Origin of the sequence: Arthrobacter sp. G119Y2, assembly GCF_038069765.1 — a bacterium.
GTDB lineage: Bacteria > Actinomycetota > Actinomycetes > Actinomycetales > Micrococcaceae > Arthrobacter_B.
Window position 1 is genome coordinate 284,326 of the sequence record NZ_JBBPFS010000004.1, and the last position, 22,524, is coordinate 306,849.

Genomic DNA, 22,524 nt, shown 5'->3' on the forward strand with positions numbered 1-22,524 from the left:
ACCTGGTGGGCGGACGTCAGTACTGCGGTCCCGTGTCGGACGGGCGCAGCGGAGAGTTCACTCTCCAGCGGTTCGCGCTAAGCACTCGGAGCCTACGCAGCCGCCTTGATCCGAGTCTGGTTGGGCTGCGCAACTGAGGACTTGGGCTGCACACCTGAGGACGCGCGGCGAAGACAGCCGTCCCTTCTCATCGGATCGATCTGCACCGCTGCCCTATTGCCGCTGCCGTAGTCGGGGCGGTAATCAGTAGTTGCTCGAAATCAGATGCCATGGAGTAGCTTGCCGGTGCCTTGTCTGCCTACGCCGAGTGTCTGACCACCTCAGCAGGGTCGGAAGTGGCACCGGCGAAACTGAGCTTTCTTCCATCCAGCATCTCTAACTCCTAAGGCTTCACCCACCGCGTCCGCTTAATTCGCTACTCAGGGATCCGCCCGGAACACTTGTGGTGTAGATCCGAACTACCTGGGTATGCGGTGGGATGGCAGTCTGGGGTTGCAGTCTATTGCGGGTCCATCGCCTTACAGGTGTCCAGCCCGAGATTCGTCGCTCAAGTGCTCTCCGTGCCTCCGAACATACCTTTGTGCGCGGCGATCGTACGCCCTAATGGGCTGCTAGCGGGGAGCTTGGCATGCTCCTGGCTACACGCACAGTCATATGCATAGCAGCTGTGTGACTAGCACCGGCCGGCGTTCCCGACCTTCCCGGTGGAGACTGCTCCCTCCCGGGGAACTCGACGAAGAGTGCCCTCCCAAGGCTCTCCGTGGGGCCACATTCGGGCGGACCACCAGACCTGCGACCTGGGAAAGTGGTGTGTTATGAGCCCTCGGACGTGCTGAACACGCTGTTTCACGTGAAACGGCAACCAGTCCCTCTCCTCACCCTGGGTGTCCAGGGGCTCCTGTACCCTCTGAGTCAGAAGCCCTATGGCAGCTGGCGATATGGGCTTCACGGGAGGACCAATCGCGTGGGCGCGGAATCTATCTGCCCCGACCCTGGGCAGTGTGGTTCATCAGTCAGCCTCTTCGACGACCTGACACAGCCCTGCGGAAACTGCCATACCGGCGGAAACTGCCATGCGCTTCCGACAGGAAGAAGGATCACCCCGCCGGGCGAGAACATCATTGCACGATGTCCATGACCACATCGATGTCCAGCGACGCGGGGCCGCACCGAAAGGTAGACGTCGGGCCGGTGACTTTCGGCCTTGGTAGACACGGCACCATCTAGCCTGTTTCACGTGAAACACCGTTCACGGAAGCTCGTCTCTTCGCTGGGAAACGTATGGAATGGCTCTGGCACGGAACGCTAGCAGACCTGGGGTGCAGGAATGTCGGGGTGTCTGGCGCAGAGGTTTCGGGGGCGGGGGCGCAGAGAGTCGGGGTGGTCGGTGACAGGGGTTTCGGGGGCGGGCACAGAGGAGTCTGGTGTCGGGTGTCAGAGGTTTCGGGGGCGGGGCAGAGCAGTCCGCAGGTGTTTAGGGAAGCGGGTGCAGAGCCCCAGGCTCGGATCGAGAATGACGGAGCCAGTAGAGGAGGACCCGGCGGATCGAATAGGGCTAGGGTGAGCTCCTAGCCGGCGGATCAGCGGAAGTCGACCAGGCGTTACCTGCCACTCTAAGCAGGACACCCGTAGGTGAATTTCTCCCGTTTCAGACCTGTGAAGGGGCAGGTCGCTTCACGTGAAACGTAGCGCGCACTACTCTTGCAGGTGCGTGACGGTGGACCACCAGACGCTGCCACCGTTGCGCGTTGGTCACACGCAACAAACTGAGGACTTCATATAAAACACACAAAGGTGCCGAGGATCAAGGATCAAGGATCAAGGATCAAGGATCAAGGATCAAGGATCAAGCGTAGGTCGTCTATGCGATTCAGGGCCCAATATGTGCCATCCACGTTGCTGTCGGCCGTAACCCCTCTACGGCACTTCCTTCCGACCCACTCCGCCCTGCGCGCGAAGTGGCTGTGAGTATGCATGGGCACGGTTTCTTCGGGGGGGGGGTGCCGATAGGACGCTGTTTCACGTGAAACAGAGACCAGAACCTGTGTCTTGTGCTTGTTTCACGTGAAACAGGGCACGAGCCGGAACGCCGCCAGCGAGGGAGGGGGCTTGCTCTCCAGGCGGCAGCAAACAGACGTCGCCTATGCCCCATGTCTCGAGCGTGCGGCAGCTCGGCGCCCTTCCAGATCAGAAGCAGAATGCTGTACAAGCACAATCACTAGGCAAACAGCCCTATTGGATCGATGGAACGGGCGGCAGGCACAAGGCGGACGAGTAGGCCAATCATGCACACAGGTACACCTATGCCTCCCACGCACCCGTCGGAGTTCCGTCGGTTTAGGTCAGTAGACACCCCAAGCCCTCGTTCCAGGACCACGATCGGCGCCTACCAGTACCGACAACCGGCACCAGAACCGGCACGCAGTAATTGGTATCTCGATGACTATTTCTGGACAGCTTTACCGCCACGAGTGTACTTGTTTCACGTGGAACAAGTACACACACCACTGAAGAGGCAACAGAGATACACGGCATTCTGTTCTAGATGGGGTTCGCTCTGCGGCGTAAACATGAGCCACGGGGAACAGGTGGGGAACAGTACCCCTATGAGAAAACGGGTCTATGCTAAGCAGGGTGATTCGGGCACCCTGTAAACGCGGCTCGATAAAGGACGCTGGCAACCTAGGCACACGGCTTCGACGTCAACCGCTAACGCTTGAGGAAGGGTTAAGCGTCACAGAAAAAGTGCCTGGCATCGCAAATCTAGGGAGAGAATGGGCCTGTGTTTCACGTGAAACACAGGCCAACCTCCACTTGCAAATGGGTCTTTTAGTTGGACGGAGGCGCCAGGACGCCCATGATTCGGTTGAGGTCATCGACACTTGCGAATTCAATGCTGACCTTGCCCTTGCGGGCCCCGAGCGTGATCTTCACATTGGTATCAAGCCGGTCTGAGAGCGATGTGGCCAGGTAATCCAACCGCTCATGGCGTGCACCCACCTTGGGTTTGCTCTCCTTCGGCGGGCGCCGCAAACCTTCGCTCATGGAGACGATCTCTTCCGTCGCCCGGACAGAAAGCCCCTCAGCCACGATCCGCTGAGCCAGCTTTTCCATCTCAGCAGCATCAGCCAGCCCCAGCAGTGCGCGGGAATGTCCTGCGGAGAGAATTCCGGCAGCGAGACGACGCTGGACCAGCGGCGGCAGCTTCATCAACCGAAGAGTGTTGGTTACCTGCGGTCGGGACCGACCGATTCGGTCCGCGAGTTCTTCGTGCGAACACTCAAAGTCATCCAAGAGCTGCTGGTAGGCCGCAGCCTCTTCCAGAGGGTTGAGTTGACTCCGGTGGAGGTTCTCCAGCAGGGCGTCGCGCAGCAGATCAACGTCCTGGGTGGAACGGATGATGGCAGGAACAGCTTCAAGGCCAGCCTCGCGGCTGGCCCGCCAGCGCCGCTCACCCATGACGAGCTCATAGGGGTGCTCCGGATCGTTCTCGGGAGAGGGCCGGACAACGATCGGCTGCAGAACACCGATTTCCCGGATCGAGTGCACCAGTTCGGCCATGTCGTCTTCGTCGAAGACCGACCGTGGCTGCTTCCGGTTCGGATGGATGGAGTCCACCGGAATCTCGGCGAACGTCGCCCCGGGGACCTCCACGAGTGTTTCACGTGAAACAGCGTCATGGCCCAAGGCGGCAGACGGCGAAACCGCCTCACCCTTGTCGGCGCTCTCGCCCCCTGTGCCGGATTCTCCCACAACGGGCTGTGCGGCCCTTGGCTGCCTGTTTCCCGTATTCGCGCGGCCCTTCCCGGCTGCAGCACCTTCGGAAGCTACAGTGCCCGCAGAACGCACTGCAGGACTGTCAGCGGTAGCGGGGGTCTCCGTTGCAGCTGCCTCGTCCGCCGCGGATCCGGCAGCGTGGCGCTGGTTTCTGCCCGATCCGCTGCCCGGAGCATTGTGAGCAGGTCCGCGCAGGGCATCCTTGTTGATCCCTGAACCGCGCCGCCCCCCGGCAACAGGCCTGGAAGGGGTCACGGTATCGGTGGCGGACGGGAAGAAGACATCCACGGGCCGGCCGGCACGGGTGGGAGCCGAGGATGCCGGCGAGGCTTCCTCTGGTTCTGCGCTGCTGGGAATCAATGCTCCCAAGCCTCTTCCCAAACCACGACGCTTTTCGGTCATGGGTATGTCCTTCCCTTATGCACACAGCAAGCGGCATGGATTGATTGTGACTGTATTCTACGATTCCGAACGTCATTTACTGCGCAGGGCATGACGGATGTCTAGCCGCGCTGGGCGATCTCCGCAGCGGCTTCCAGATAGGAGAGCGCACCGCTGGAGGACGGGTCATACGTCATAACCGTCTGCTGGTAGCTGGGGGCTTCCGAGATACGCACGGAGCGCGGTACGACGGCGCCAAGAACCTGGTCGGGGAAATGTTCCCTGACTTCGGCGGCTACCTGAGCCGCGAGGTTTGTCCGGCCGTCGTACATAGTCAGGAGAATCGTAGAAACAACCAAGTCAGCGTTCAGATGCTTCTGTATCATCTCAATGTTCTTCAGCAGCTGGCTCAATCCCTCCAATGCGTAGTACTCGCACTGGATGGGAATCAGAACCTCGCGGGCGGCAACAAAGGCGTTGACGGTCAGCAGCCCCAGACTCGGCGGGCAGTCAATGAAAATGTAGTCCAGGCGTTCTTCGCCCCGGCGTTCCCGTTCGGCCGCATAGGTATCGATAGCCCGGCGGAGCCTTTGCTCCCTGGCCACCAGGGAGACCAATTCGATTTCGGCACCGGCCAGATGGATGGTTGCAGGAGCACAGATCAGATTGGAAATGTCGGGGCACTGGGCGACGACGTTCGCCAGGGGCAGGTCATCAATAAGCACATCGTAGATGCTCTCAACCTCAGCGTGGTGGTCAATCCCGAGAGCCGTGGACGCATTGCCCTGAGGGTCGATGTCGATGACCAGCACGTTGAGTCCTGCGCTTGCGAGTGCAGCAGCCAGGTTCACGGTGGTGGTTGTCTTTCCGACTCCGCCTTTTTGGTTACTGACCGTCATAATCCGGGTTTCCACGGGGCGTGGAAGAACCCTTCCCCGTAGCTTCTCACGGCGGCGGTTTTCATGTGCGAGTTCCCGGGCGAGCGGGGTGCTTTCGTCCATCAGATCCATAACGTCTACCGACTTCGACGGTATAACCGCGGAGTCAGATACACCACCTTCGATAGCCTCGGGGCCAGCAGCTGATTCAGCTGCGGTTTGCAGGGTGACAACGCTGTCCAATGTTTCACGTGGAACCATTTCCACGGGAGCTGGAGCGGGTTCCTCATCGGTAACGGGTGCCGGTGAAACAATATCCGGCTTTTCAGCAACCGGCTCGGCGGAAGGCGGCCGGAAGTGTTTTGGCGCAGCCGGCTCATGCACCACCGGCGCCTTATGTGCCCGGTTCGCGGGCACTTCATCCGGCGGCGTTACCGGCGTCTGACTGCCCGCAAACATTTGGGGTTGAATCCTGGAGAACTGTGCCGAGAGGGCAGAACCCAACGCTGCAAAGGGTGGAATCCGTTTTGCAGCGGAATCACGGCGCGCACTCACCTGGACAGGCTCACTTTCCAAACATAGGCATCAGTTCATCTAGCCTATCCGGTGCCCGCCAAATATCCCGGATCACACCCGGTGTGTGCATAAGATCATGCCCTTGCCGGCTACCCGACGAGAATGCGCACAACCGTCGTGTGCTCCTCGAGGAGCCCCTCGCCCGCGGTCAGAATCGATGTTTCCCTGCCGCCGAGCTTGCGGATGGCCTTGGCGGCCTTCTGAATCTCTTCTTCGGCACTTCGGCCCTTGATCGCCAGCACCTCTCCCTTGCCTTTCAGCAAGGGGATTGTCAGGCCGGCCAGCGTACCCAGTGCGGAAACGGCGCGGGCAGTGACAACATCAGCATCGACGTCGTCTATCACCTGCTCTGCGCGGCCGCGGATCACCGTGACGTTTTCCAGCTCCAGATCAGTGACCACCTCGTTGAGCCAGATGACCCGGCGCTCCAAGGGTTCAATCAGCGTCAGGTGAAGATCCGGGCGGGCAATTGCCAGGCAGAGACCGGGCAGTCCGGCGCCGCTGCCGACGTCCGCCACCCGGGCGTTTTCGCCAATCAGATCAGCAACCACGGCACAGTTCAGCACGTGCCTGCTCCACAGACGGGGCACTTCGCGGGGCCCCAACAGCCCGCGTTCCATGCCGGACGTCGCCAGGTGTTCTACGTAGCGCTCGGCCAGTTCCAGTCGGGAACCAAAGATCTTTTCCGCCGCCGTGCGTTCAGCGGGCGTTGTTTCAACCACGTGGTGTTTCCTTGTCTGCGGTGCAGTTCTACAGCAATGAACGGGCCTCAGGCCGAAGGCAGCGACACCACAATGTGGCGGGCATCCCCTTCGCCCTCGGACTCGCTGACGAGCCCCAGGTCGGCAACGGCGTCGTGCACGATCTTGCGTTCGTACGCGCTCATCGGGCGCAGCGCAACATCCTGGCCGTCTTCCTTCGCCCGGCTGACCGCCTGTTCTGCGATGATCTGCAGTTCGGCGCTGCGTTCCCGGCGGTACCCGGTGATGTCCAGAACGAGCCTGGAGCGGCTGTCAGTGGACGTCAAAACCGCGAGGCGGGACAGTTCCTGCAATGCCTCAAGCACTTCCCCCTCGTCGCCCACGAGGGCGCGCAGACCGGTGCTGTCACCCTCTTCAGCGACGATGGAGATGTAGGTGCGGCCGTGACGGACCTCAATGTCGATGTCTCCGTCAATATCGGCGATATCGAGAAGTTCCTCAAGGTAATCGGCCGCTACATCGCCTTCTTCTTCGAGGCGGGCGGGACCGCGGGATTCTCCCGTTGCAGCCGCAGCCGGCGAAGCTTCTTCGACAGGCTCGGGCGCCGCATCAGGAGATTCCGCTACGGGCTCGGAGGTCATCGCCTTTTCCTGTTCTTCCGCTGGGGCTGCTGACGCTGGGTTTTGGTGGCCACCGGGGCAGGCTCGGCGGCGTCGCCCTTGGCCTCTCCCAGCAGCGGGGTCATCGGCAGACCCTTCTTGGCGCGGCGGTCGGCCAGGGCCTTAGCCGCGGGGGAGCCGGGAGTCGGCATCCGGCGAATCACGAAGAACTGCTGGCCCATGGTCCACAGGTTGGTGGTGGTCCAGTAGATGAGCACACCGATCGGGAAGTTGATGCCGCCGATGCCGAAGACCAACGGCAGGATGTAAAGCATCATTTTCTGCTGCCGCATGAACGGGCTCGCGAGGGCTTCCTCGGACATGTTCTTGGACATGATCTGCTTCTGGGTGATGAACTGCGAAGCGGTCATGGCCAGGATCATGATGATGGAGAGGATGACGACGGCCAGCTGGCCGTCTCCGCCGCCGCCGTGCAGCAGCGAGGAGGAAAGGGGAGCACCCAGGATGGTGGCTTCATCGAACTGCGCGATGGCTTCATGCGAGAGGGCACCCTGGCCTTCGCCTGCAGCGTTGGACGATGAAATCCCGTTCAGCACCTGGAACAGGGCGAAGAAGAACGGCATCTGGATCAGCATCGGCAGGCAGGCTGCAAACGGGTTGGTGCCGTGCTTCTTGTAGAGCGCCATCTGCTCCTGCGTCATTGCCTGACGGGAGAGCTGGTCGGTCTTGCCCTTGTACTTCTGCTGGAGTTTCTTCAGGTCCGGCTGCAGCGACTGCATGCCGCGCTGGGCCTTGATCTGCTTCACGAACACCGGAATCAGTGCTGCACGAATAACGATCACGAGGCCGATGATGGACAACGTCCAGGTCCAGCCGGATGCGGCATCCATGCCGAGGAAAACGAAACCCTCGTGGAAAATCCACATGATCCAGGACACTACCCACTTAAAGGGGAACAGTATCGCTTCGAAGAAACCCATTTACTCTCCTAAGCCGCTTCGCGGCTGTCTTCGTCGGCTGGAATCACGGGATGATTCAGCACAATAATCCTCGGAACCTTTTCCTGGTCCCAAATCCTGTGTCCAGGCGGGACATGGTCCACACCGCCGTCGTTCCACGGGTGGCAGCGGACAAGCCGCCGCGCCGCCAGCCAGGTACCGCGAACGGCACCGTGAACAGTCACGGCTTCAAGAGCATATGCGGAACAGGAGGGGAAAAACCTGCAGACCGGTCCGTACAGAGGCGAAATGGTTTTGCGGTAGGCCATCAACAGGCCCATGAGAAGGAAGCGCGGGAGATTCCACACGCCCCGGGCAATCGCCGGAACAGCCCTTACCGGATTGGTACCGGAACGGCTCATCAGCGGATCACCCCTTCTGGCTCGGAGTTCGGGTGCGGTCGAGTTTCCCCGCACAGGTGCGCAGCGCACCCAGATAGTCTGCGCGGAGTTCCTGCCAGGACGCGGTTGCCGCCGGCGGTAAGGCGCGGACGACAATATCGAACCCGGTGGGATACTCACACAGACTTTGGGCAGCTGCTTCTCTCAGTCTTCTCTTAACGAGGTTCCGTGTCACGGCGTTCCCGACGCTTTTCGCGACGATGAAACCTACCCGGGTAGGGTTCGGCCCTGTTGCCACGGCATATAACACGACGTTCCGGCGCCCACTGCGGGCACCGGAACGTACAGTAAAAGAGAAATCCGCCGATGTCCGTACCCGGTTCCCTACGGCCAGCATTCAGACCACCTGGAATCGGAGACGGGGCTGCTGGTAGGCAGCATCGGCAAACTTGAGGCTATTTAGGCCGACAGTTCGGTACGGCCCTTGGCGCGGCGTGCGGAAAGGATTCCACGGCCTGCACGGGTACGCATGCGAAGGCGGAAGCCGTGCTTCTTGGCACGACGGCGGTTATTCGGCTGAAAAGTCCGCTTGCTCACGGTAGTTACTCCAAGACAATCTGAGTTGCGCTGGCTTGCTACGACAAGGGGGAAGAACAAGCGGCGCTTATTTCATGTGTTCTGACTGCTCTCAACCCGGACCTGGACCCTGATTCCCAGAACCCTGATGGGCATGAATGAGTGCAGATAGCAGACACAAAGGACTACTCCACGTTAGGGGCAGGACCGCCGCCAGTCAAACCGGGCGGCACGGGGTTCACCCCCGGCCCTGTTCATACAATTACATCAACACCTGTGGACAACTACCCGCTGCAACCCCTGACACCCGGTGGTGTGAGCCCAGTCCCAGCCGCTGTCCACAGCCGGAATCCAGCTACCACCGGGGTAAATCATCCTCTAGGCTTGGCCACGGGCGTTTTATCCACTAACTGTGCATAAGTCTGTGGATGAACTGCCGGAAACCCGATCGGGCTTCCATGTTTTCTGAGACCGCTGAGGGCGATCACGAGAGGTTTTTGTGGGCACGGACGAAATCAACGACGTCGGCAGTTCCTGGCGCAAGGTCATTCGAACCCTGGAAACCGACGACCGCGTCTCGCCGCGGCAGCGAGGTTTCGTGGTTTTGGCCCAGGCCCAGGGCCTGATCGGAACCACCCTGCTGGTGGCCGTTCCAAATGAACTCACCCGCGAAGTCCTGCAGACCCAGCTGAAGCACATTCTGGACGAAGTCCTCCGGGGAGTTTTCCAAGCCGACATTCAGTGTGCCTTCGTCATCGACGCGGACATGATCCCTGCCGTGAAGGCTGATCCGGAACCGGAGCCGGAACAGCCCGCCCCCAGCCCGGTCCCCAGCGGAGAAAGTGCTCCCTCGCCGACGCCGCCGAGCACTTCCCAGGAGTTTGGCCGGCTGAATCCGAAGTACGTCTTCGAAACCTTCGTTATCGGTTCCTCCAACCGGTTTGCGCACGCTGCCGCCGTCGCCGTGGCGGAGGCTCCCGCCAAGGCCTACAACCCGCTCTTTATTTACGGCGACTCCGGACTGGGCAAAACCCACCTCCTGCACGCCATCGGCCACTACGCGCGGCACCTCTACACCGGCATCCGGGTCCGGTACGTAAATTCCGAAGAATTCACGAACGACTTCATCAACTCCATCCGCTACGACGAAGGTGCCAGCTTCAAGCAGCTGTACCGCAACGTGGACATCCTGCTGATTGACGACATCCAGTTCCTGGCCAACAAGGATGCGACGCAGGAAGAGTTTTTCCATACCTTCAACGCCCTGCACAACCACAACAAGCAGGTTGTCATTACCTCCGACCTGCCGCCCAAGCAGCTCTCCGGCTTCGAGGAACGGATGCGTTCACGCTTCGAATGGGGCCTCCTGACCGATGTGCAGCCGCCGGAGCTTGAAACCCGGATCGCGATCCTGCGCAAGAAGGCCATCGGTGACAGCCTCAGTGCCCCGGACGACGTGCTGGAGTACATCGCCTCCAAGATTTCGACGAATATCCGGGAACTTGAAGGCGCACTGATCCGGGTGACCGCGTTTGCCAGCCTGAACCGGCAGCAGGTGGATGTTGGACTTGCGGAGATTGTCCTCAAGGACCTCATTACCGACGACGGCGCCCAGGAAATCACGGCCGCCTCCATCCTCGGGCAGACCGCGGCCTACTTCCAGATCAGCCTGGAGGAACTGTGCTCAAAGTCCCGGACCCGCACCCTGGTGACCGCGCGGCAGATCGCCATGTACCTCTGCCGTGAGCTCACTGACATGTCGCTGCCGAAAATCGGCCAGGAGCTGGGCGGCAGGGACCACACCACAGTTATCCACGCGGACCGCAAGATCCGTGAACTGATGGCCGAGCGGCGGGCGATCTACAACCAGGTCACGGAACTTACCAACCGCATCAAGCAGCAGCAGCGCGAGGCATAATCCCCGGAACGGCGGGGATCCCGGGCCCCGCAGGGGCTCAAAATTAACAGATGTGGACAAGGGTGTGGATAACCCGGTGGATAACTCTTCCTGCGCAGCACTTCCCTGTGGATACGCGGAATTACACAAAAGTTCCCCACAGCCCGCCGAGATCGCCGCAGCGTGGACCCACAGGTTATCCACAGGCTTAAAACGCCTTGACGCCCGGATGGGCTGGGTTATCCACAGTATCCACAGGAGTTATTAACACTACGAACCTTAAGAATTCGGTTCCTCCAAATAACATCTGACCTTTCCGGACCCCTCGCTTCGCCCCCTTGGAACGAACATCGGATGTCTTCTCCGAAGAGGAGCAGGCAGATCACCGGCATGCCGAACACCGTGCATCAACAGCAGGTCGGGAGCTAAGCTGACACAGAGTATTGTTGTCATCCGCGGCTCCATCCGAGATGGGGTCTCGAAAGCGGCGCAGCTGCGGCGCCGCAGCGCCCGCGATGCTCCCTCACTTGTCATGAAGATTCAGTTGTACTGAAAAGTACGTTGTGAAAGGCGGCACCCTGCAGTGAAGTTCAGAGTTGAGCGGGATGTCCTGGCCGAAGCGGTTACATGGACAGCGCGTTCCCTCTCCCCGCGTCCTCCGGTTCCGGTTCTATCGGGCCTACTGATCAAGGCGGAGAGCGGATCACTGAGCATCGCCAGCTTCGACTACGAGATTTCGGCGCGGCTTCAGATTGCCGCCGACATCGCGGAAGAGGGCACCATCCTGGTTTCCGGCCGGCTGCTGGCCGAAATCTGCCGCAGCCTTCCTTCGGCTCCCGTTGAAGTCGAAACGGACGGATCGAAGGTCACCTTGACCTGCCGCAACAGCCGCTTCAACCTGGCCACCATGCCCGTTGCCGAATATCCGGAACTTCCGGCTCTTCCCGAGGTGAGCGGCGTCGTCGACGGCGATGCCTTTGCCCAGGCCGTCTCCCAGGTCATCATTGCTGCCAGCCGCGATGACACCCTGCCCATCCTTACCGGCGTGCGCATGGAGATCGAAGACGATCTGATTACCTTCCTCGCCACCGACCGCTACCGACTGGCGCTGCGCGAACTCTCCTGGAAGCCGGCTACCCCCGGCATCTCCACCAGTGCGCTGGTCAAGGCCAAAACCCTGAACGAAGTAGCCAAGACCCTCGGGGGCGGCGGTGACCTGAACATCGCGTTTTCCGACGACAGCGAGCTGATCGGTTTTGAAAGCGGCGGACGCCGCACCACCTCGCTGCTGGTTGACGGGGACTACCCCAAAATCCGGTCGCTGTTCCCGGACAACACACCGATCCACGCCACGGTGGAAACCAGTGCCCTCGTTGAAGCCGTGCGCCGCGTGTCCCTCGTGGCCGAGCGCAACACCCCGGTGCGCCTGGCTTTCACCGACGGCCAGGTAACCCTCGACGCCGGCACCGGAGAAGATGCCCAGGCTTCCGAAGCTCTGGAGGCATCCCTGATCGGCGACGACATCACGGTTGCCTTCAACCCCCACTACCTCAGTGAAGGCCTGGGCGCCTTCCCCAGCAAATACGTGCGCTTCTCGTTTACAACACCCCCGAAGCCCGCTGTGATTTCCGCACAGGAGGAACTCACCGGCGACGACCGGGAAGATTACCGGTACCTGCTGATGCCGGTCCGGCTGCCTAACCAGTAGCAGCGGGGCCGGCCCGGCCGAGGACTCAGGAAAGAGGAACCCGACATGCATGTAGGCCTGATCGGACTCGGCAAAATGGGTTTCCACATGCGGGAGCGGCTGCGCGGCAACGGCATCGACGTCACCGGCTTCGACCGGAACCCGGTGGTCAGCGATGTCATGTCGCTCACGGAACTGGCCGCGGACCTGCCCTCGCCGCGGGTGGTCTGGGTCATGGTTCCGGCCGGAGACGTCACCGACGCGGTGATCACGGAGCTGGCCGAGGTGCTTTCCAGCGGCGACCTCGTGATTGAGGGCGGCAATTCCCGGTACGACGCCGACATCCGCAACGCCCGCACACTCGCTGCGGCGGGAATCCGGTATGTGGACTGCGGAGTCTCCGGCGGTGTGTGGGGCCAAGACAACGGCTACGCCCTGATGGCGGGCGGCAGCGACGAGGATATAGCCCTGGCGCTTCCGGTTTTCGACGCCCTGCGGCCCGAAGGCAGCCGTGAACGGAGCTTTGTCCACGCCGGCAGCGTCGGGGCCGGCCACTACGCCAAAATGATTCACAACGGCATCGAATACGGACTGATGCAGGCCTATGCCGAAGGGTATGAACTGCTGGCGGCCAAAGACATCATCACCGATGTTCCCGGCGTCATGCATGCCTGGCAGGACGGCACGGTGATTCGCTCGTGGCTGCTGGACCTGGTGGTCAACGCCCTGGAAGACGATCCGGAGCTGAGCAGGATCGCCGGCTACGCGGAGGATTCGGGGGCCGGCCGGTGGACTGTGGAGGAAGCCGTGGCGAGCGGAGTTCCGGCACCGGCCATCACGGCAGCGCTCTACGCGCGGTTTGCCTCCCGGCAGGATGAATCCCCGGCAATGAAAATGGTGGCCGCACTGCGGAACCAGTTCGGCGGCCACGCAGTTAAGCCTGCCGGCGGCGGAGCGGAAGAGCCGCCCCTTCAGCAGCCGGCAGCCGGGAACCTTCCGCCGGCCGCCGTTGACGGTGCCGGCAGCCCGGAATAGACCGGCGGCAGTAGGCTGGAAGAACAGAACATTCCGCCCGGCGCACCACAGGGGAAAATCCTCGGCAGGAAATCCACGGCGGAAACAGAAACACGGCAACCGGAAGGCAGGGCAAAGGTGGACAGGCTTGTACGTTGATTACCTCTCCCTGACCGGTTTCCGCAGCTACGCGCAGCTCGACCTTGAACTTAAGCCCGGAATCACGGTTTTTGTCGGACCCAACGGGACGGGCAAAACCAACATTGTCGAAGCCATCGGCTACCTCGCTTCCCTGTCCTCCCACCGGGTCAGCAGCGACGGACCCCTGGTTGCCTTCGACGCCGGCCAGGCGCTGGTCCGTGCCCGCCTGGTCCGGGGAACCCAGCGCACCAGCGTTGAACTGGAGCTGAATCCCGGCCGCACCAACCGAGCCCGGATCAACCGGGCGAATCCGGTGCGGGCACGGGACATCCTCGGGCTGTGCCGCACGGTCCTGTTTGCTCCCGAAGACCTCACCCTGGTCAAAGGCGATCCGGCCAGCCGGCGCAAGTTCATCGATGACCTGATTGTGTCGCTGGTGCCGCACCACGCGGCTACGCGCAGCGACTATGAGCGGGTCCTTAAGCAGCGCAACGCCCTGCTGAAGTCAGCCCGTGCCGCCGGCCGCTTCACTTCCTCCCACGAAGCGACCCTTGAAGTGTGGGACCAGCACATGGCCGCTGCGGGAGCGCGGCTGCTGTCCGCCCGGCTGGAGGCACTGCGCCGGCTGCAGCCGCATCTCCAAAGCGCCTACCGCGACCTGACGGACGGGAGCAAAACTGCCCGGGCCGTCTACCGCTCCACCCTCCAGGGTGCGGTGAACGACGACGGCGCCGTCGTCGGCGACCCGGATCCGGAGGAGCTCTACGGGCTCACCGAGACGGAACTGACCGAGAGGTTCCTGGCTGCCTTCGCTGCCAACCGCCGCCGCGAAATCGAGCGCGGAATCTCCCTGGTGGGCCCGCACCGCGATGACCTCGAACTCGTTCTGGGCCAGGCACCGGCCAAGGGTTATGCCTCCCACGGAGAAACCTGGTCCTTCGCCCTGGCCCTGCGCCTGGGAACGTACTATTTGCTCCTCAGCGACGACGAAAGCCCGGGCGCCGGACCCATCCTCATCCTGGACGATGTGTTCGCCGAACTCGACGTGCAGCGCCGCACCCGGCTGGCAGGGATTGTCTCGGGCGCCGAGCAGGTTCTTGTCACAGCGGCGGTGGCAGAAGATATTCCGGAGGCCCTGGCCGGAGAAGTGGTAACCGTGGTTCCCGGAGGCATCAGTGTTCCCGCCGTCTGACGGCTCAGGCGCCGCAGGAACGACGCCGGATCCCGACGCAGGCCTGCCGCCGGCCGGGGCTCGGGAGCAGAGGCCTGAGGAAACGGAGGTCCGCCAGGACGCGGCCCAGGCGCAGCTGAACCGCATGCGGCAGGCGGCCCAGGCCCGCGGCAACCAGCGCATCCCGGCAGGACGGCGCAAGGCCGGGCACCGCCGGGCGGCACTGCCGTTTGTTCCGGGCGAATACACCGGGCGGGATCCCCAGGGCGTGGGGAAGGTCTTCAACCGGTTTGTCAGCGAACGCGGCTGGAACTCCCCCGTTGCCGTGGGATCGGTGATTTCCCGCTGGGAGGAACTGGTGGGTGCCGACGTCAGCGCTCACTGCAAGCCGGAATCCTTTTCAGACACCACCGTCCAGGTCCGCTGTGATTCCACGGCCTGGGCCACCCAGCTGCGCCTGCTGCGCAGCTCGCTGATCAGCCGTTTCGATGCCGAACTCGGCCCCGGCGTGGTCACCAAGATTGAAGTGATAGGCCCCGCAGCACCCAACTGGCGCAAAGGGCTGCGCAGCGTTAAGGGCCGCGGGCCGAGGGACACCTACGGGTAGAAGTCCGCCGGCATCGGGGGTGTGCGCCGGGAGCGTCGCCGGGCCCCCTGGAACGTTCACGCGCAGCCGAAAGTAGTCCGCATCACAGTTGCTCTGTGGCTTTTAGCGGCGCTGGCACCCCTCCGGCCATATCCGGACCTAGAGAAGGGGTGGATATGGGCTCAAACCCAGCTTTGGTGGCCGCTAAGAGGGTGTTTTGGGACGTAATGACCCCTCCGGCACGGTAGAATTGGTAGTTGAGACGCCTGTCCTGCGGAGAGGCGTCAATATTTGACCAACACACTGAGGAGTCGACAGCACCTGTGGCTAACGACAATGAGATGGACAACGCTGACGTAACAGCAGAGCACCACAGCGAGCCTGATGCGGCCACTCCGCACGAGTACGGCGCCAACGAGATTACCGTACTGGAGGGCCTCGAGGCCGTCCGGAAGCGCCCCGGCATGTACATCGGTTCCACCGGCCCCCGCGGGCTGCACCACCTCGTTTACGAAGTGGTGGACAACTCGGTGGACGAGGCCCTGGCCGGATACTGCGACCGCATCAACATCACCCTGCAGGCCGACGGCGGTGTACGCGTCGAAGACAACGGCCGCGGCATCCCGGTGGACATGCACCCCACCGAGAACATGCCCACCGTCCAGGTGGTCATGACCATCCTGCACGCCGGCGGCAAGTTCGGCGGCGGAGGCTATGCCGTTTCCGGCGGCCTCCACGGCGTCGGCATCTCAGTTGTTAATGCCCTCTCCGCCCGCGTGGAAACCGAAATCCGCCGGCAGGGTTTTGTCTGGCACCAGTCCTTCGCCGACGGCGGTCGCCCGGTGGGCGGCCTGCGCAAGGGCGAGGCCACGGAGGAAACCGGAACGACGCAGACGTTCTACCCGGATCCCACGATCTTTGAAACCACGGAATTCGATTTCGAAACCCTGCGCGCACGGTTCCAGCAGATGGCCTTCCTGAACAAGGGCCTGCGCATTGTCCTCACCGATGAGCGCACGCTCGAGGAGGAAACCGAGGAAATCACCGAGGCTCCCCCGGCGGACGGCGAAGAGACCGGCCCCAAGCACCGCGTGGTCGACTACATGTACAAGGACGGGCTGCTGGACTACGTCAAGCACCTGAACACGTCCAAGAAGTACGAAGCCATCCACGACGACGTCATCGCCTTCGAAACCGAAGACAGCGACAAGAAGATGGCCGTGGAAATGGCCCTGCAGTGGACCACCGCCTACTCCGAGAGCGTCCACACCTACGCCAACACGATCAACACCCATGAGGGCGGAACGCACGAAGAGGGCTTCCGGGCCGCCATGACCTCGCTGATCAACCGGTACGCCCGCGAGAAGAACATCATCAAGGAAAAGGATGACAACCTTACCGGCGATGACATCCGCGAGGGCCTGACCGCCGTCATCTCGGTGAAACTGGCCGAGCCGCAGTTCGAAGGCCAGACGAAAACCAAGCTGGGCAACTCCGAGGTCAAGGGCTTCGTGCAGCGCGTGGTCACCGACCAGCTCGGCGACTGGCTCGAACGCAACCCCGGCCCCGCCCGCGACGTGATCCGCAAGTCCATCCAGGCCTCCCAGGCCCGGCTGGCTGCCCGCAAGGCCCGCGAATCCACGCGCCGCAAGGGACTGCTGGAATCCGGCGGCATGCCCGGCAAGCTCAAGGACTGCTCCTCCAAGGATCCGTCCAAGTCCGAAATCTACATCGTGGAGGGTGACTCGGCCGGCGGTTCCGCCGTCCGCGGCCGCAACCCCGAAACCCAGGCCATCCTGCCGCTGCGCGGAAAGATCCTGAACGTCGAGCGCGCGCGCCTGGACCGGGCCCTCGGCAACGCCGAAGTCCAGTCCATGATCACCGCCTTCGGTGCGGGTATCGGCGAGGACTTCGACGTGGAGAAGGCCCGGTACCACAAGATCGTGCTGATGGCCGATGCCGACGTCGACGGCCAGCACATCACCACGCTGCTGCTGACGCTGCTCTTCCGCTACATGCGGCCGCTGATCGAGAGCGGTTTCGTGTACCTGGCGCAGCCCCCGCTGTACCGGATCAAGTGGTCCAACCATGCGCACGACTACGTCTACAGCGACCGCGAACGCGACGAAGTCGTGGCCCGCGGCCTGGCGAACAACCAGCGCCTGCCCAAGGACAACGGCATCCAGCGCTACAAGGGCCTGGGCGAGATGGACTACACCGAGCTCTGGGACACCACCATGGACCCCGACCACCGCACGCTGCTGCAGGTCACCATGGACGATGCCGCCGCAGTGGACCAGATCTTCTCCGTCCTGATGGGCGAGGACGTGGAATCCCGGCGCAACTTCATCCAGCAGAACGCCAAGGATGTGCGCTTCCTGGATATCTAGGACCACGCCACACCTGCGCCCGCGGATTTACAGAGCTTTTGAAGAACGGAACAACCAATGAGTGAAGAGACCCTCTCAGACCGGGTTGAACAGATCGACCTGCAGACTGAAATGCAGCGGTCCTACCTGGACTACGCCATGGCGGTCATCGTGGGGCGTGCCCTGCCGGACGTGCGTGACGGACTGAAGCCCGTGCACCGCCGCGTCCTGTACGCGATGTTCGACGGCGGCTACCGCCCCGAGCGCTCGTTCAACAAGTGCGCCCGCGTGGTCGGCGAAGTGATGGGCCAGTACCACCCGCACGGTGACTCGGCCATTTACGACGCCCTGGTCCGCCTGATCCAGGACTGGACCATGCGCTACCCGCTGGCGCTGGGGCAGGGCAACTTCGGCTCCCCCGGCAACGACGGCGCCGCCGCACCGCGGTACACGGAAACCAAGATGGCCCCGCTGGCCATGGAAATGGTCCGCGACATCGACGAGGAAACCGTCGATTTCATGGACAACTACGACGGCCGGAACCAGGAACCGACCATCCTGCCGTCCAGGTTCCCGAACCTCCTGGTTAACGGCTCCTCCGGCATCGCCGTGGGCATGGCCACCAACATTCCGCCGCACAACCTGCGGGAAGTCGCCGACGGTGTCCAGTGGTACCTGGAAAACCCGGAAGCACCCAACGATGTGCTGCTCGAGGAACTGATCCGCCGCATCAAGGGACCGGACTTCCCCACCGGCGCCCAGATCCTGGGCCACAAGGGCATTGAGGACGCGTACCGCACCGGCCGCGGCTCCATCACCATGCGTGCCGTGGTCAACGTCGAAGAGCTCCAGGGCCGCACCTGCCTCGTGGTCACGGAACTCCCCTACCAGGCCAACCCCGACAACCTGGCCATCAAGATCGCCGAGCTGGTCAAGGACGGCAAAGTCACCGGCATCGCCGACATGCGCGATGAAACCTCCGGCCGCACCGGCCAGCGCCTGGTGATCGTGCTCAAGCGCGACGCCGTCCCGAAGGTGGTGCTGAACAACCTCTACAAGCACACGCAGCTGCAGGAAAACTTCGGTGCCAACATGCTGGCCATCGTGGACGGGGTGCCGCGCACCCTGAGCCTGGACGCGTTCATCCGCCACTGGGTGACCCACCAGCTGGAAGTCATCGTCCGGCGCACCCGTTACCGGCTGCGCAAGGCCGAAGAGGTTGCCCACATCCTGTTGGGCCTGCTCAAGGCCCTGGATGCCCTGGACGACGTCATTGCCCTGATCCGCCGCTCCACCACCGTCGAAGAGGCCCGCAACGGCCTCATGGGCCTGCTGGAAATCGACGAGCTGCAGGCCCAGGCCATCCTGGACATGCAGCTGCGCCGTCTGGCCGCCCTGGAACGGCAGAAAATCCAGGACCAGTACGCGAAGCTGCAGCTCGAGATCGCCGAGTACAACGAGATCCTGGCTTCGGAGGCGCGCCAGCGCCGGATCGTCAGCGAGGAACTGCGCGAGATCACCGATAAGTACGGCGATGACCGCCGCACCCACATCCTCATGGGCTATGACGGCGACATGAGCATGGAAGACCTCATCCCCGAAGAGGAAATGGTGGTCACGATCACCCGCGGCGGCTACGTCAAGCGCACCCGCAGCGACAACTACCGCCAGCAGGCCCGCGGCGGCAAGGGCATCAAGGGTGCACAGCTGCGCGGCGACGACGTCGTCGAGCACTTCTTCGTCACCACCACGCACCACTGGCTGCTGTTCTTCACCAACCTGGGCCGGGTCTACCGTGCCAAGGCCTACGAGCTGGCCGAAGCCGGCCGTGACGCGAAGGGCCAGCACGTTGCCAACCTGCTGGCGTTCCAGCCGGATGAACACATTGCCCAGGTGCTGGACCTGCCCGGCTACGACGCCGCCCCGTACCTGGTGCTCGCCACCAAGCGCGGACTGGTGAAGAAGACCCGCCTGGAGGACTACGACACCAACCGCTCCGCCGGCGTCATCGCCATCAACCTGCGCGACGGCGACGAACTGGTCTCCGCCCAGCTGGTCTCGGAAACGGATGACCTGATGCTGGTCTCCCGCAAGGGCCAGTCGCTGCGCTTCACGGCCACCGACGACGCCCTGCGCCCCATGGGACGCGCCACCTCGGGCGTGACCGGCATGAAGTTCCGCGAGGACGATGAACTGCTGGCCGCCGACGTGGTCACCGATGATTCCTTTGTGTTCATTGTCACCGAGGGCGGCTACGCCAAGCGCACCGCGGTGGAGGAATACCGTGTGCAGGGCCGCGGCGGGCTGGGCATCAAGGTTGCCAAGTACGCCGAGGACCGGGGACACCTGGTGGGTGCCATGATCGTCCAGGAAGAGGACGAAGTCCTGGTGGTTATGCAGGGCGGCAAGGTGGTCCGTTCATCCGTGGCCGGCGTTCCCGCCAAGGGCCGCGACACCATGGGCGTCATCTTCGCCAAGCCGGACAAGAACGACCGCATCATCGCCGTTGCCCGCAACTCCGAGCGCGATCTGGGCATCGAAGAAGCCGACGACGACGACGCCCCGGCCGGCCCTGATGCCGGTGACACAGCCCCGCAGACCGCAGGAGAGTCTGTAGGCACGGATGCCGATGAAGTACCGTTGGCTACAGACGAAACGGCCGCGCAGGATGCGCAGCCAGCAGAAGATGGAGGTAGCGAGTGAGCTCGACCAACTCAAATCCCAGGTCGACGTCGGGCGCGGGGCCGCGGGTAAAGACACCCGCACGCCCGGCCCAGCGCCCCGGGGGTGGTCAGAGCGCGCCGGCCAACCGGCAACCGCTCGTGAAGCCGGCACCGAAGGCCAAGGCCCGCAAGGCCCGCCTCCTGGTGAGCAAGATCGATCCCTGGTCCGTGCTGAAGATGGCGTTCCTGCTTTCCGTGGCACTGGGTGTGGTGACCGTGGTTGCCGCCATTGTGCTGTGGACCGTCCTGGACCTGACCGGCATCTTTGACCGGGTCAACACGCTGCTGGGGGATATCGCCGGCACCGAATCCGGCGGCTTTGACCTCCGCGAGTTTGCCTCGCTGGGACAGGTGGTGTCCTTCGCGACCATCATCGCCGTCGTCAACGTCCTGCTGCTGACGGCCCTGTCCATGCTCGCCTCCGTGCTGTACAACATTGCCTCCACTCTGGTGGGCGGCATTGGTGTCACGCTGACGGACGACTAGACCGGAAAATACGGCAGAAAATCCCAGTTTTTGCCCGGCCGGCGCTGCGAAATTGCCGGCCGGGCAAAATTTGGAGCCGAAACCGGATCCCGATTTGGGTTCCCGGCAGAGGTGGGGTAAAGTTTTATCTCGGCCCGAGAAGGTATCGGGGCGCATAGCTCAGGCGGTTAGAGCGCTTCGCTGATAACGAAGAGGTCCCAGGTTCAAGTCCTGGTGCGCCCACGGAACATCACCGCAAGGTGATGCGCCACTAGGCAAGGAGGCACTGTGAAGAAGTTGCTGGCAGCAGCTGCAGCGGCAGTCGCGGGAATCCTTGCAGTAAAAAAATGGCAGGAAACTGCCGCGGAGAAATCCGTCTGGAAGTCGGCAACCGACAAGGTTGATTGATTTCCACAACTGAATGAAACGGTTCCGCCGCAGGTCAGGGTGGGTTATACTGGATGAGTTCACATTTCGGGGGCATGGCGCAATTGGTAGCGCACCTGCTTTGCAAGCAGGGGGTTCGGGGTTCGAGTCCCCGTGCCTCCACCGAAAGAAAGTCCCGGCCGGCGGCCGGGACTTTCTGCGTTTAACGACGCCGCGGCACCATCGTCCGGACAGCCCCTCCTGTTCCCCTATTGTTGCTCTGTGATCGTTTTCCTCGCCGTGATCGGCGTCCTCGGAGTCTCAGCCTCCGGCCCCATCATGGCCGCAACCGCCGCTCCCGCCCTTGCCATTGCCTTCTGGCGCAATGCCCTCGGCGCGCTGGTCATGGGCGCACCGGCAGCACTGCGCAATCCCGGTGCCTTTACCCGTCTGACCCGTTCCGAGATCAAGTGGACGGCTTTTGCCTCCGTTGCCCTCGCACTCCACTTCGCCTGTTTCATCACCGCACTGCAGCTCACCTCGGTGGCTGCAGCGACCGCACTGGTCTGCCTGCAGGCGGGCTGGATTGCGCTGTTCAACCTGTTCCGGGGCATTGCCGTTGCTCCGCGGGTGCTGGCCGGGCTCGGTGCCGCTCTGGCCGGCGTCGTCGTCATTACGGGCTTCGACCTGGCACTGTCCCGCGAAGCCCTGACCGGGGACCTGCTTGCCGTTGCGGGAGGGGCGCTGGCCGGGCTGTACACCATTGCCGGAGGCAAGGCCCGGGCCACGATGAGCACGGGCACCTACACATCCCTCTGCTACGGGGCGTGCTCCATTCTGCTGCTGATAATGTGCGTGGCATTCGGCCAGCCGCTGGTGTCCTTCGAACCGGCGGCATGGGCTGGCATCCTGGCCGCAACGGTAGTGGCCCAGCTCCTGGGGCACAGCGTGTTCAACCATCTGCTGGCGGTAATCTCTCCGCTGGTGGTCTCCATGATCATCCTGCTGGAAATCCCCGGTGCTGCCATTCTTGCGGCGGTGTTCCTCGGTGAACAGCTGCCGGCGGGGACGTACGGAGGCCTGGCGCTCATCCTTGCCGGCCTCACCGTCGTGGTGGCCGGGCAGGGGCGCCGTACCCGCTCCCGGGTGCTGCCGCCGGCGCCGCCGGCACTGGGCGGAGATGTCGGGGACTAGCGGAGATATCCGGCCCAAAGGCCGGTTGCACACAAAAGGAGGGCCCCGCCGAAGCGGAGGCCC

Annotated in this window: 18 protein-coding genes and 2 tRNA genes; 12 read left to right on the top strand and 8 right to left on the bottom strand. The window is 62.8% G+C overall.

What is annotated here, in order from left to right:
• Window positions 1-2,829: 2,829 nt before the first annotated feature.
• From WKB88_RS10645 to rpmH, 8 genes are all read right to left on the bottom strand, one after another.
• On the bottom strand, window positions 2,830-4,179 hold the full coding sequence (locus WKB88_RS10645) for a ParB/RepB/Spo0J family partition protein (protein WP_341394540.1): 1,350 nt from the start codon (window positions 4,177-4,179) through the stop codon (window positions 2,830-2,832).
• A gap of 101 nt (window positions 4,180-4,280) precedes the next feature.
• Window positions 4,281-5,168: a ParA family protein gene (locus WKB88_RS10650; protein WP_445818900.1), complete on the bottom strand. Its 888-nt coding sequence runs from the start codon at window positions 5,166-5,168 to the stop codon at window positions 4,281-4,283.
• 533 nt (window positions 5,169-5,701) lie between these two features.
• Window positions 5,702-6,334 (bottom strand): 16S rRNA (guanine(527)-N(7))-methyltransferase RsmG, encoded by a 633-nt coding sequence (rsmG, locus tag WKB88_RS10655; protein ID WP_341394542.1) that lies wholly within the window; start codon window positions 6,332-6,334, stop codon window positions 5,702-5,704.
• 47 nt (window positions 6,335-6,381) lie between these two features.
• Window positions 6,382-6,954 (bottom strand): Jag family protein, encoded by a 573-nt coding sequence (locus tag WKB88_RS10660; RefSeq protein WP_341394543.1) that lies wholly within the window; start codon window positions 6,952-6,954, stop codon window positions 6,382-6,384.
• Window positions 6,951-7,913: a membrane protein insertase YidC gene (gene yidC, locus WKB88_RS10665; RefSeq protein WP_341394544.1), complete on the bottom strand. Its 963-nt coding sequence runs from the start codon at window positions 7,911-7,913 to the stop codon at window positions 6,951-6,953. The genes WKB88_RS10660 and yidC overlap by 4 nt, the downstream gene beginning before the upstream one ends.
• An 8-nt stretch (window positions 7,914-7,921) precedes the next feature.
• Window positions 7,922-8,293 carry a membrane protein insertion efficiency factor YidD gene (yidD, locus tag WKB88_RS10670; protein WP_341394545.1) on the bottom strand — a complete coding sequence of 124 codons (372 nt, stop codon included), beginning with the start codon at window positions 8,291-8,293 and terminating at the stop codon, window positions 7,922-7,924.
• Between the two features lie 7 nt (window positions 8,294-8,300).
• Window positions 8,301-8,669, bottom strand: a complete 369-nt coding sequence (gene rnpA / locus WKB88_RS10675) for a ribonuclease P protein component (protein ID WP_341394546.1) — start codon at window positions 8,667-8,669, stop codon at window positions 8,301-8,303.
• A gap of 62 nt (window positions 8,670-8,731) precedes the next feature.
• A complete protein-coding gene (gene rpmH, locus WKB88_RS10680) occupies window positions 8,732-8,869 on the bottom strand; it encodes a 50S ribosomal protein L34 (RefSeq protein ID WP_056010217.1) in 138 nt (45 codons plus the stop codon).
• A 478-nt stretch (window positions 8,870-9,347) separates the two neighbouring features.
• On the opposite strand from rpmH, the gene dnaA reads away from it, so the two are divergent.
• The 12 genes from dnaA to WKB88_RS10740 all read left to right on the top strand — a co-directional run bounded on the left by dnaA (window position 9,348) and on the right by WKB88_RS10740 (window position 22,461).
• Window positions 9,348-10,766: a chromosomal replication initiator protein DnaA gene (dnaA, locus tag WKB88_RS10685; RefSeq protein ID WP_284024433.1), complete on the top strand. Its 1,419-nt coding sequence runs from the start codon at window positions 9,348-9,350 to the stop codon at window positions 10,764-10,766.
• Between the two features lie 562 nt (window positions 10,767-11,328).
• A complete protein-coding gene (dnaN, locus tag WKB88_RS10690; RefSeq protein WP_341394547.1) occupies window positions 11,329-12,453 on the top strand; it encodes a DNA polymerase III subunit beta in 1,125 nt (374 codons plus the stop codon).
• 45 nt (window positions 12,454-12,498) lie between these two features.
• Window positions 12,499-13,467 carry a phosphogluconate dehydrogenase (NAD(+)-dependent, decarboxylating) gene (gene gnd, locus WKB88_RS10695; protein WP_341394548.1) on the top strand — a complete coding sequence of 323 codons (969 nt, stop codon included), beginning with the start codon at window positions 12,499-12,501 and terminating at the stop codon, window positions 13,465-13,467.
• Window positions 13,468-13,594: 127 nt separating this feature from the next.
• A complete protein-coding gene (recF, locus tag WKB88_RS10700) occupies window positions 13,595-14,779 on the top strand; it encodes a DNA replication/repair protein RecF (RefSeq protein ID WP_341394549.1) in 1,185 nt (394 codons plus the stop codon).
• A complete protein-coding gene (locus WKB88_RS10705; RefSeq protein ID WP_445818901.1) occupies window positions 14,763-15,365 on the top strand; it encodes a DUF721 domain-containing protein in 603 nt (200 codons plus the stop codon). The genes recF and WKB88_RS10705 overlap by 17 nt, the downstream gene beginning before the upstream one ends.
• 302 nt (window positions 15,366-15,667) lie before the next feature.
• Complete coding sequence (gene gyrB / locus WKB88_RS10710) at window positions 15,668-17,734, top strand: DNA topoisomerase (ATP-hydrolyzing) subunit B (protein ID WP_445818902.1); 2,067 nt, start codon at window positions 15,668-15,670, stop codon at window positions 17,732-17,734.
• Window positions 17,735-17,791: 57 nt separating this feature from the next.
• Window positions 17,792-20,416 carry a DNA gyrase subunit A gene (gene gyrA / locus WKB88_RS10715; RefSeq protein ID WP_341394550.1) on the top strand — a complete coding sequence of 875 codons (2,625 nt, stop codon included), beginning with the start codon at window positions 17,792-17,794 and terminating at the stop codon, window positions 20,414-20,416.
• Window positions 20,413-20,922, top strand: coding sequence for a DUF3566 domain-containing protein (locus WKB88_RS10720; RefSeq protein ID WP_152220854.1), 510 nt, complete (start codon window positions 20,413-20,415; stop codon window positions 20,920-20,922). The genes gyrA and WKB88_RS10720 overlap by 4 nt, the downstream gene beginning before the upstream one ends.
• Before the next feature lie 148 nt (window positions 20,923-21,070).
• Window positions 21,071-21,144 (top strand) — tRNA-Ile (locus WKB88_RS10725).
• Window positions 21,145-21,189: 45 nt separating this feature from the next.
• Complete coding sequence (locus tag WKB88_RS10730) at window positions 21,190-21,309, top strand: DLW-39 family protein (protein WP_284024430.1); 120 nt, start codon at window positions 21,190-21,192, stop codon at window positions 21,307-21,309.
• A gap of 68 nt (window positions 21,310-21,377) precedes the next feature.
• Window positions 21,378-21,450, top strand: a tRNA-Ala gene (locus WKB88_RS10735).
• A 99-nt stretch (window positions 21,451-21,549) separates the two neighbouring features.
• A complete protein-coding gene (locus WKB88_RS10740) occupies window positions 21,550-22,461 on the top strand; it encodes a DMT family transporter (RefSeq protein ID WP_341394552.1) in 912 nt (303 codons plus the stop codon).
• The last annotated feature ends 63 nt before the right edge of the window (window positions 22,462-22,524 follow it).

What these genes read in the sequence shown, in the direction of transcription:
- WKB88_RS10645 (WP_341394540.1), bottom strand. Translation starts at nt 4,179, where the DNA reads ATGACCGAAAAGCGTCGTGGTTTGGGAAGAGGCTTGGGAGCATTGATT.
- WKB88_RS10650 (WP_445818900.1), bottom strand. Translation starts at nt 5,168, where the DNA reads ATGGATCTGATGGACGAAAGCACCCCGCTCGCCCGGGAACTCGCACAT.
- WKB88_RS10660 (WP_341394543.1), bottom strand. Translation starts at nt 6,954, where the DNA reads ATGACCTCCGAGCCCGTAGCGGAATCTCCTGATGCGGCGCCCGAGCCT.
- yidC (WP_341394544.1), bottom strand. Translation starts at nt 7,913, where the DNA reads ATGGGTTTCTTCGAAGCGATACTGTTCCCCTTTAAGTGGGTAGTGTCC.
- yidD (WP_341394545.1), bottom strand. Translation starts at nt 8,293, where the DNA reads ATGAGCCGTTCCGGTACCAATCCGGTAAGGGCTGTTCCGGCGATTGCC.
- rnpA (WP_341394546.1), bottom strand. Translation starts at nt 8,669, where the DNA reads ATGCTGGCCGTAGGGAACCGGGTACGGACATCGGCGGATTTCTCTTTT.
- gnd (WP_341394548.1), top strand. Translation starts at nt 12,499, where the DNA reads ATGCATGTAGGCCTGATCGGACTCGGCAAAATGGGTTTCCACATGCGG.
- gyrA (WP_341394550.1), top strand. Translation starts at nt 17,792, where the DNA reads ATGAGTGAAGAGACCCTCTCAGACCGGGTTGAACAGATCGACCTGCAG.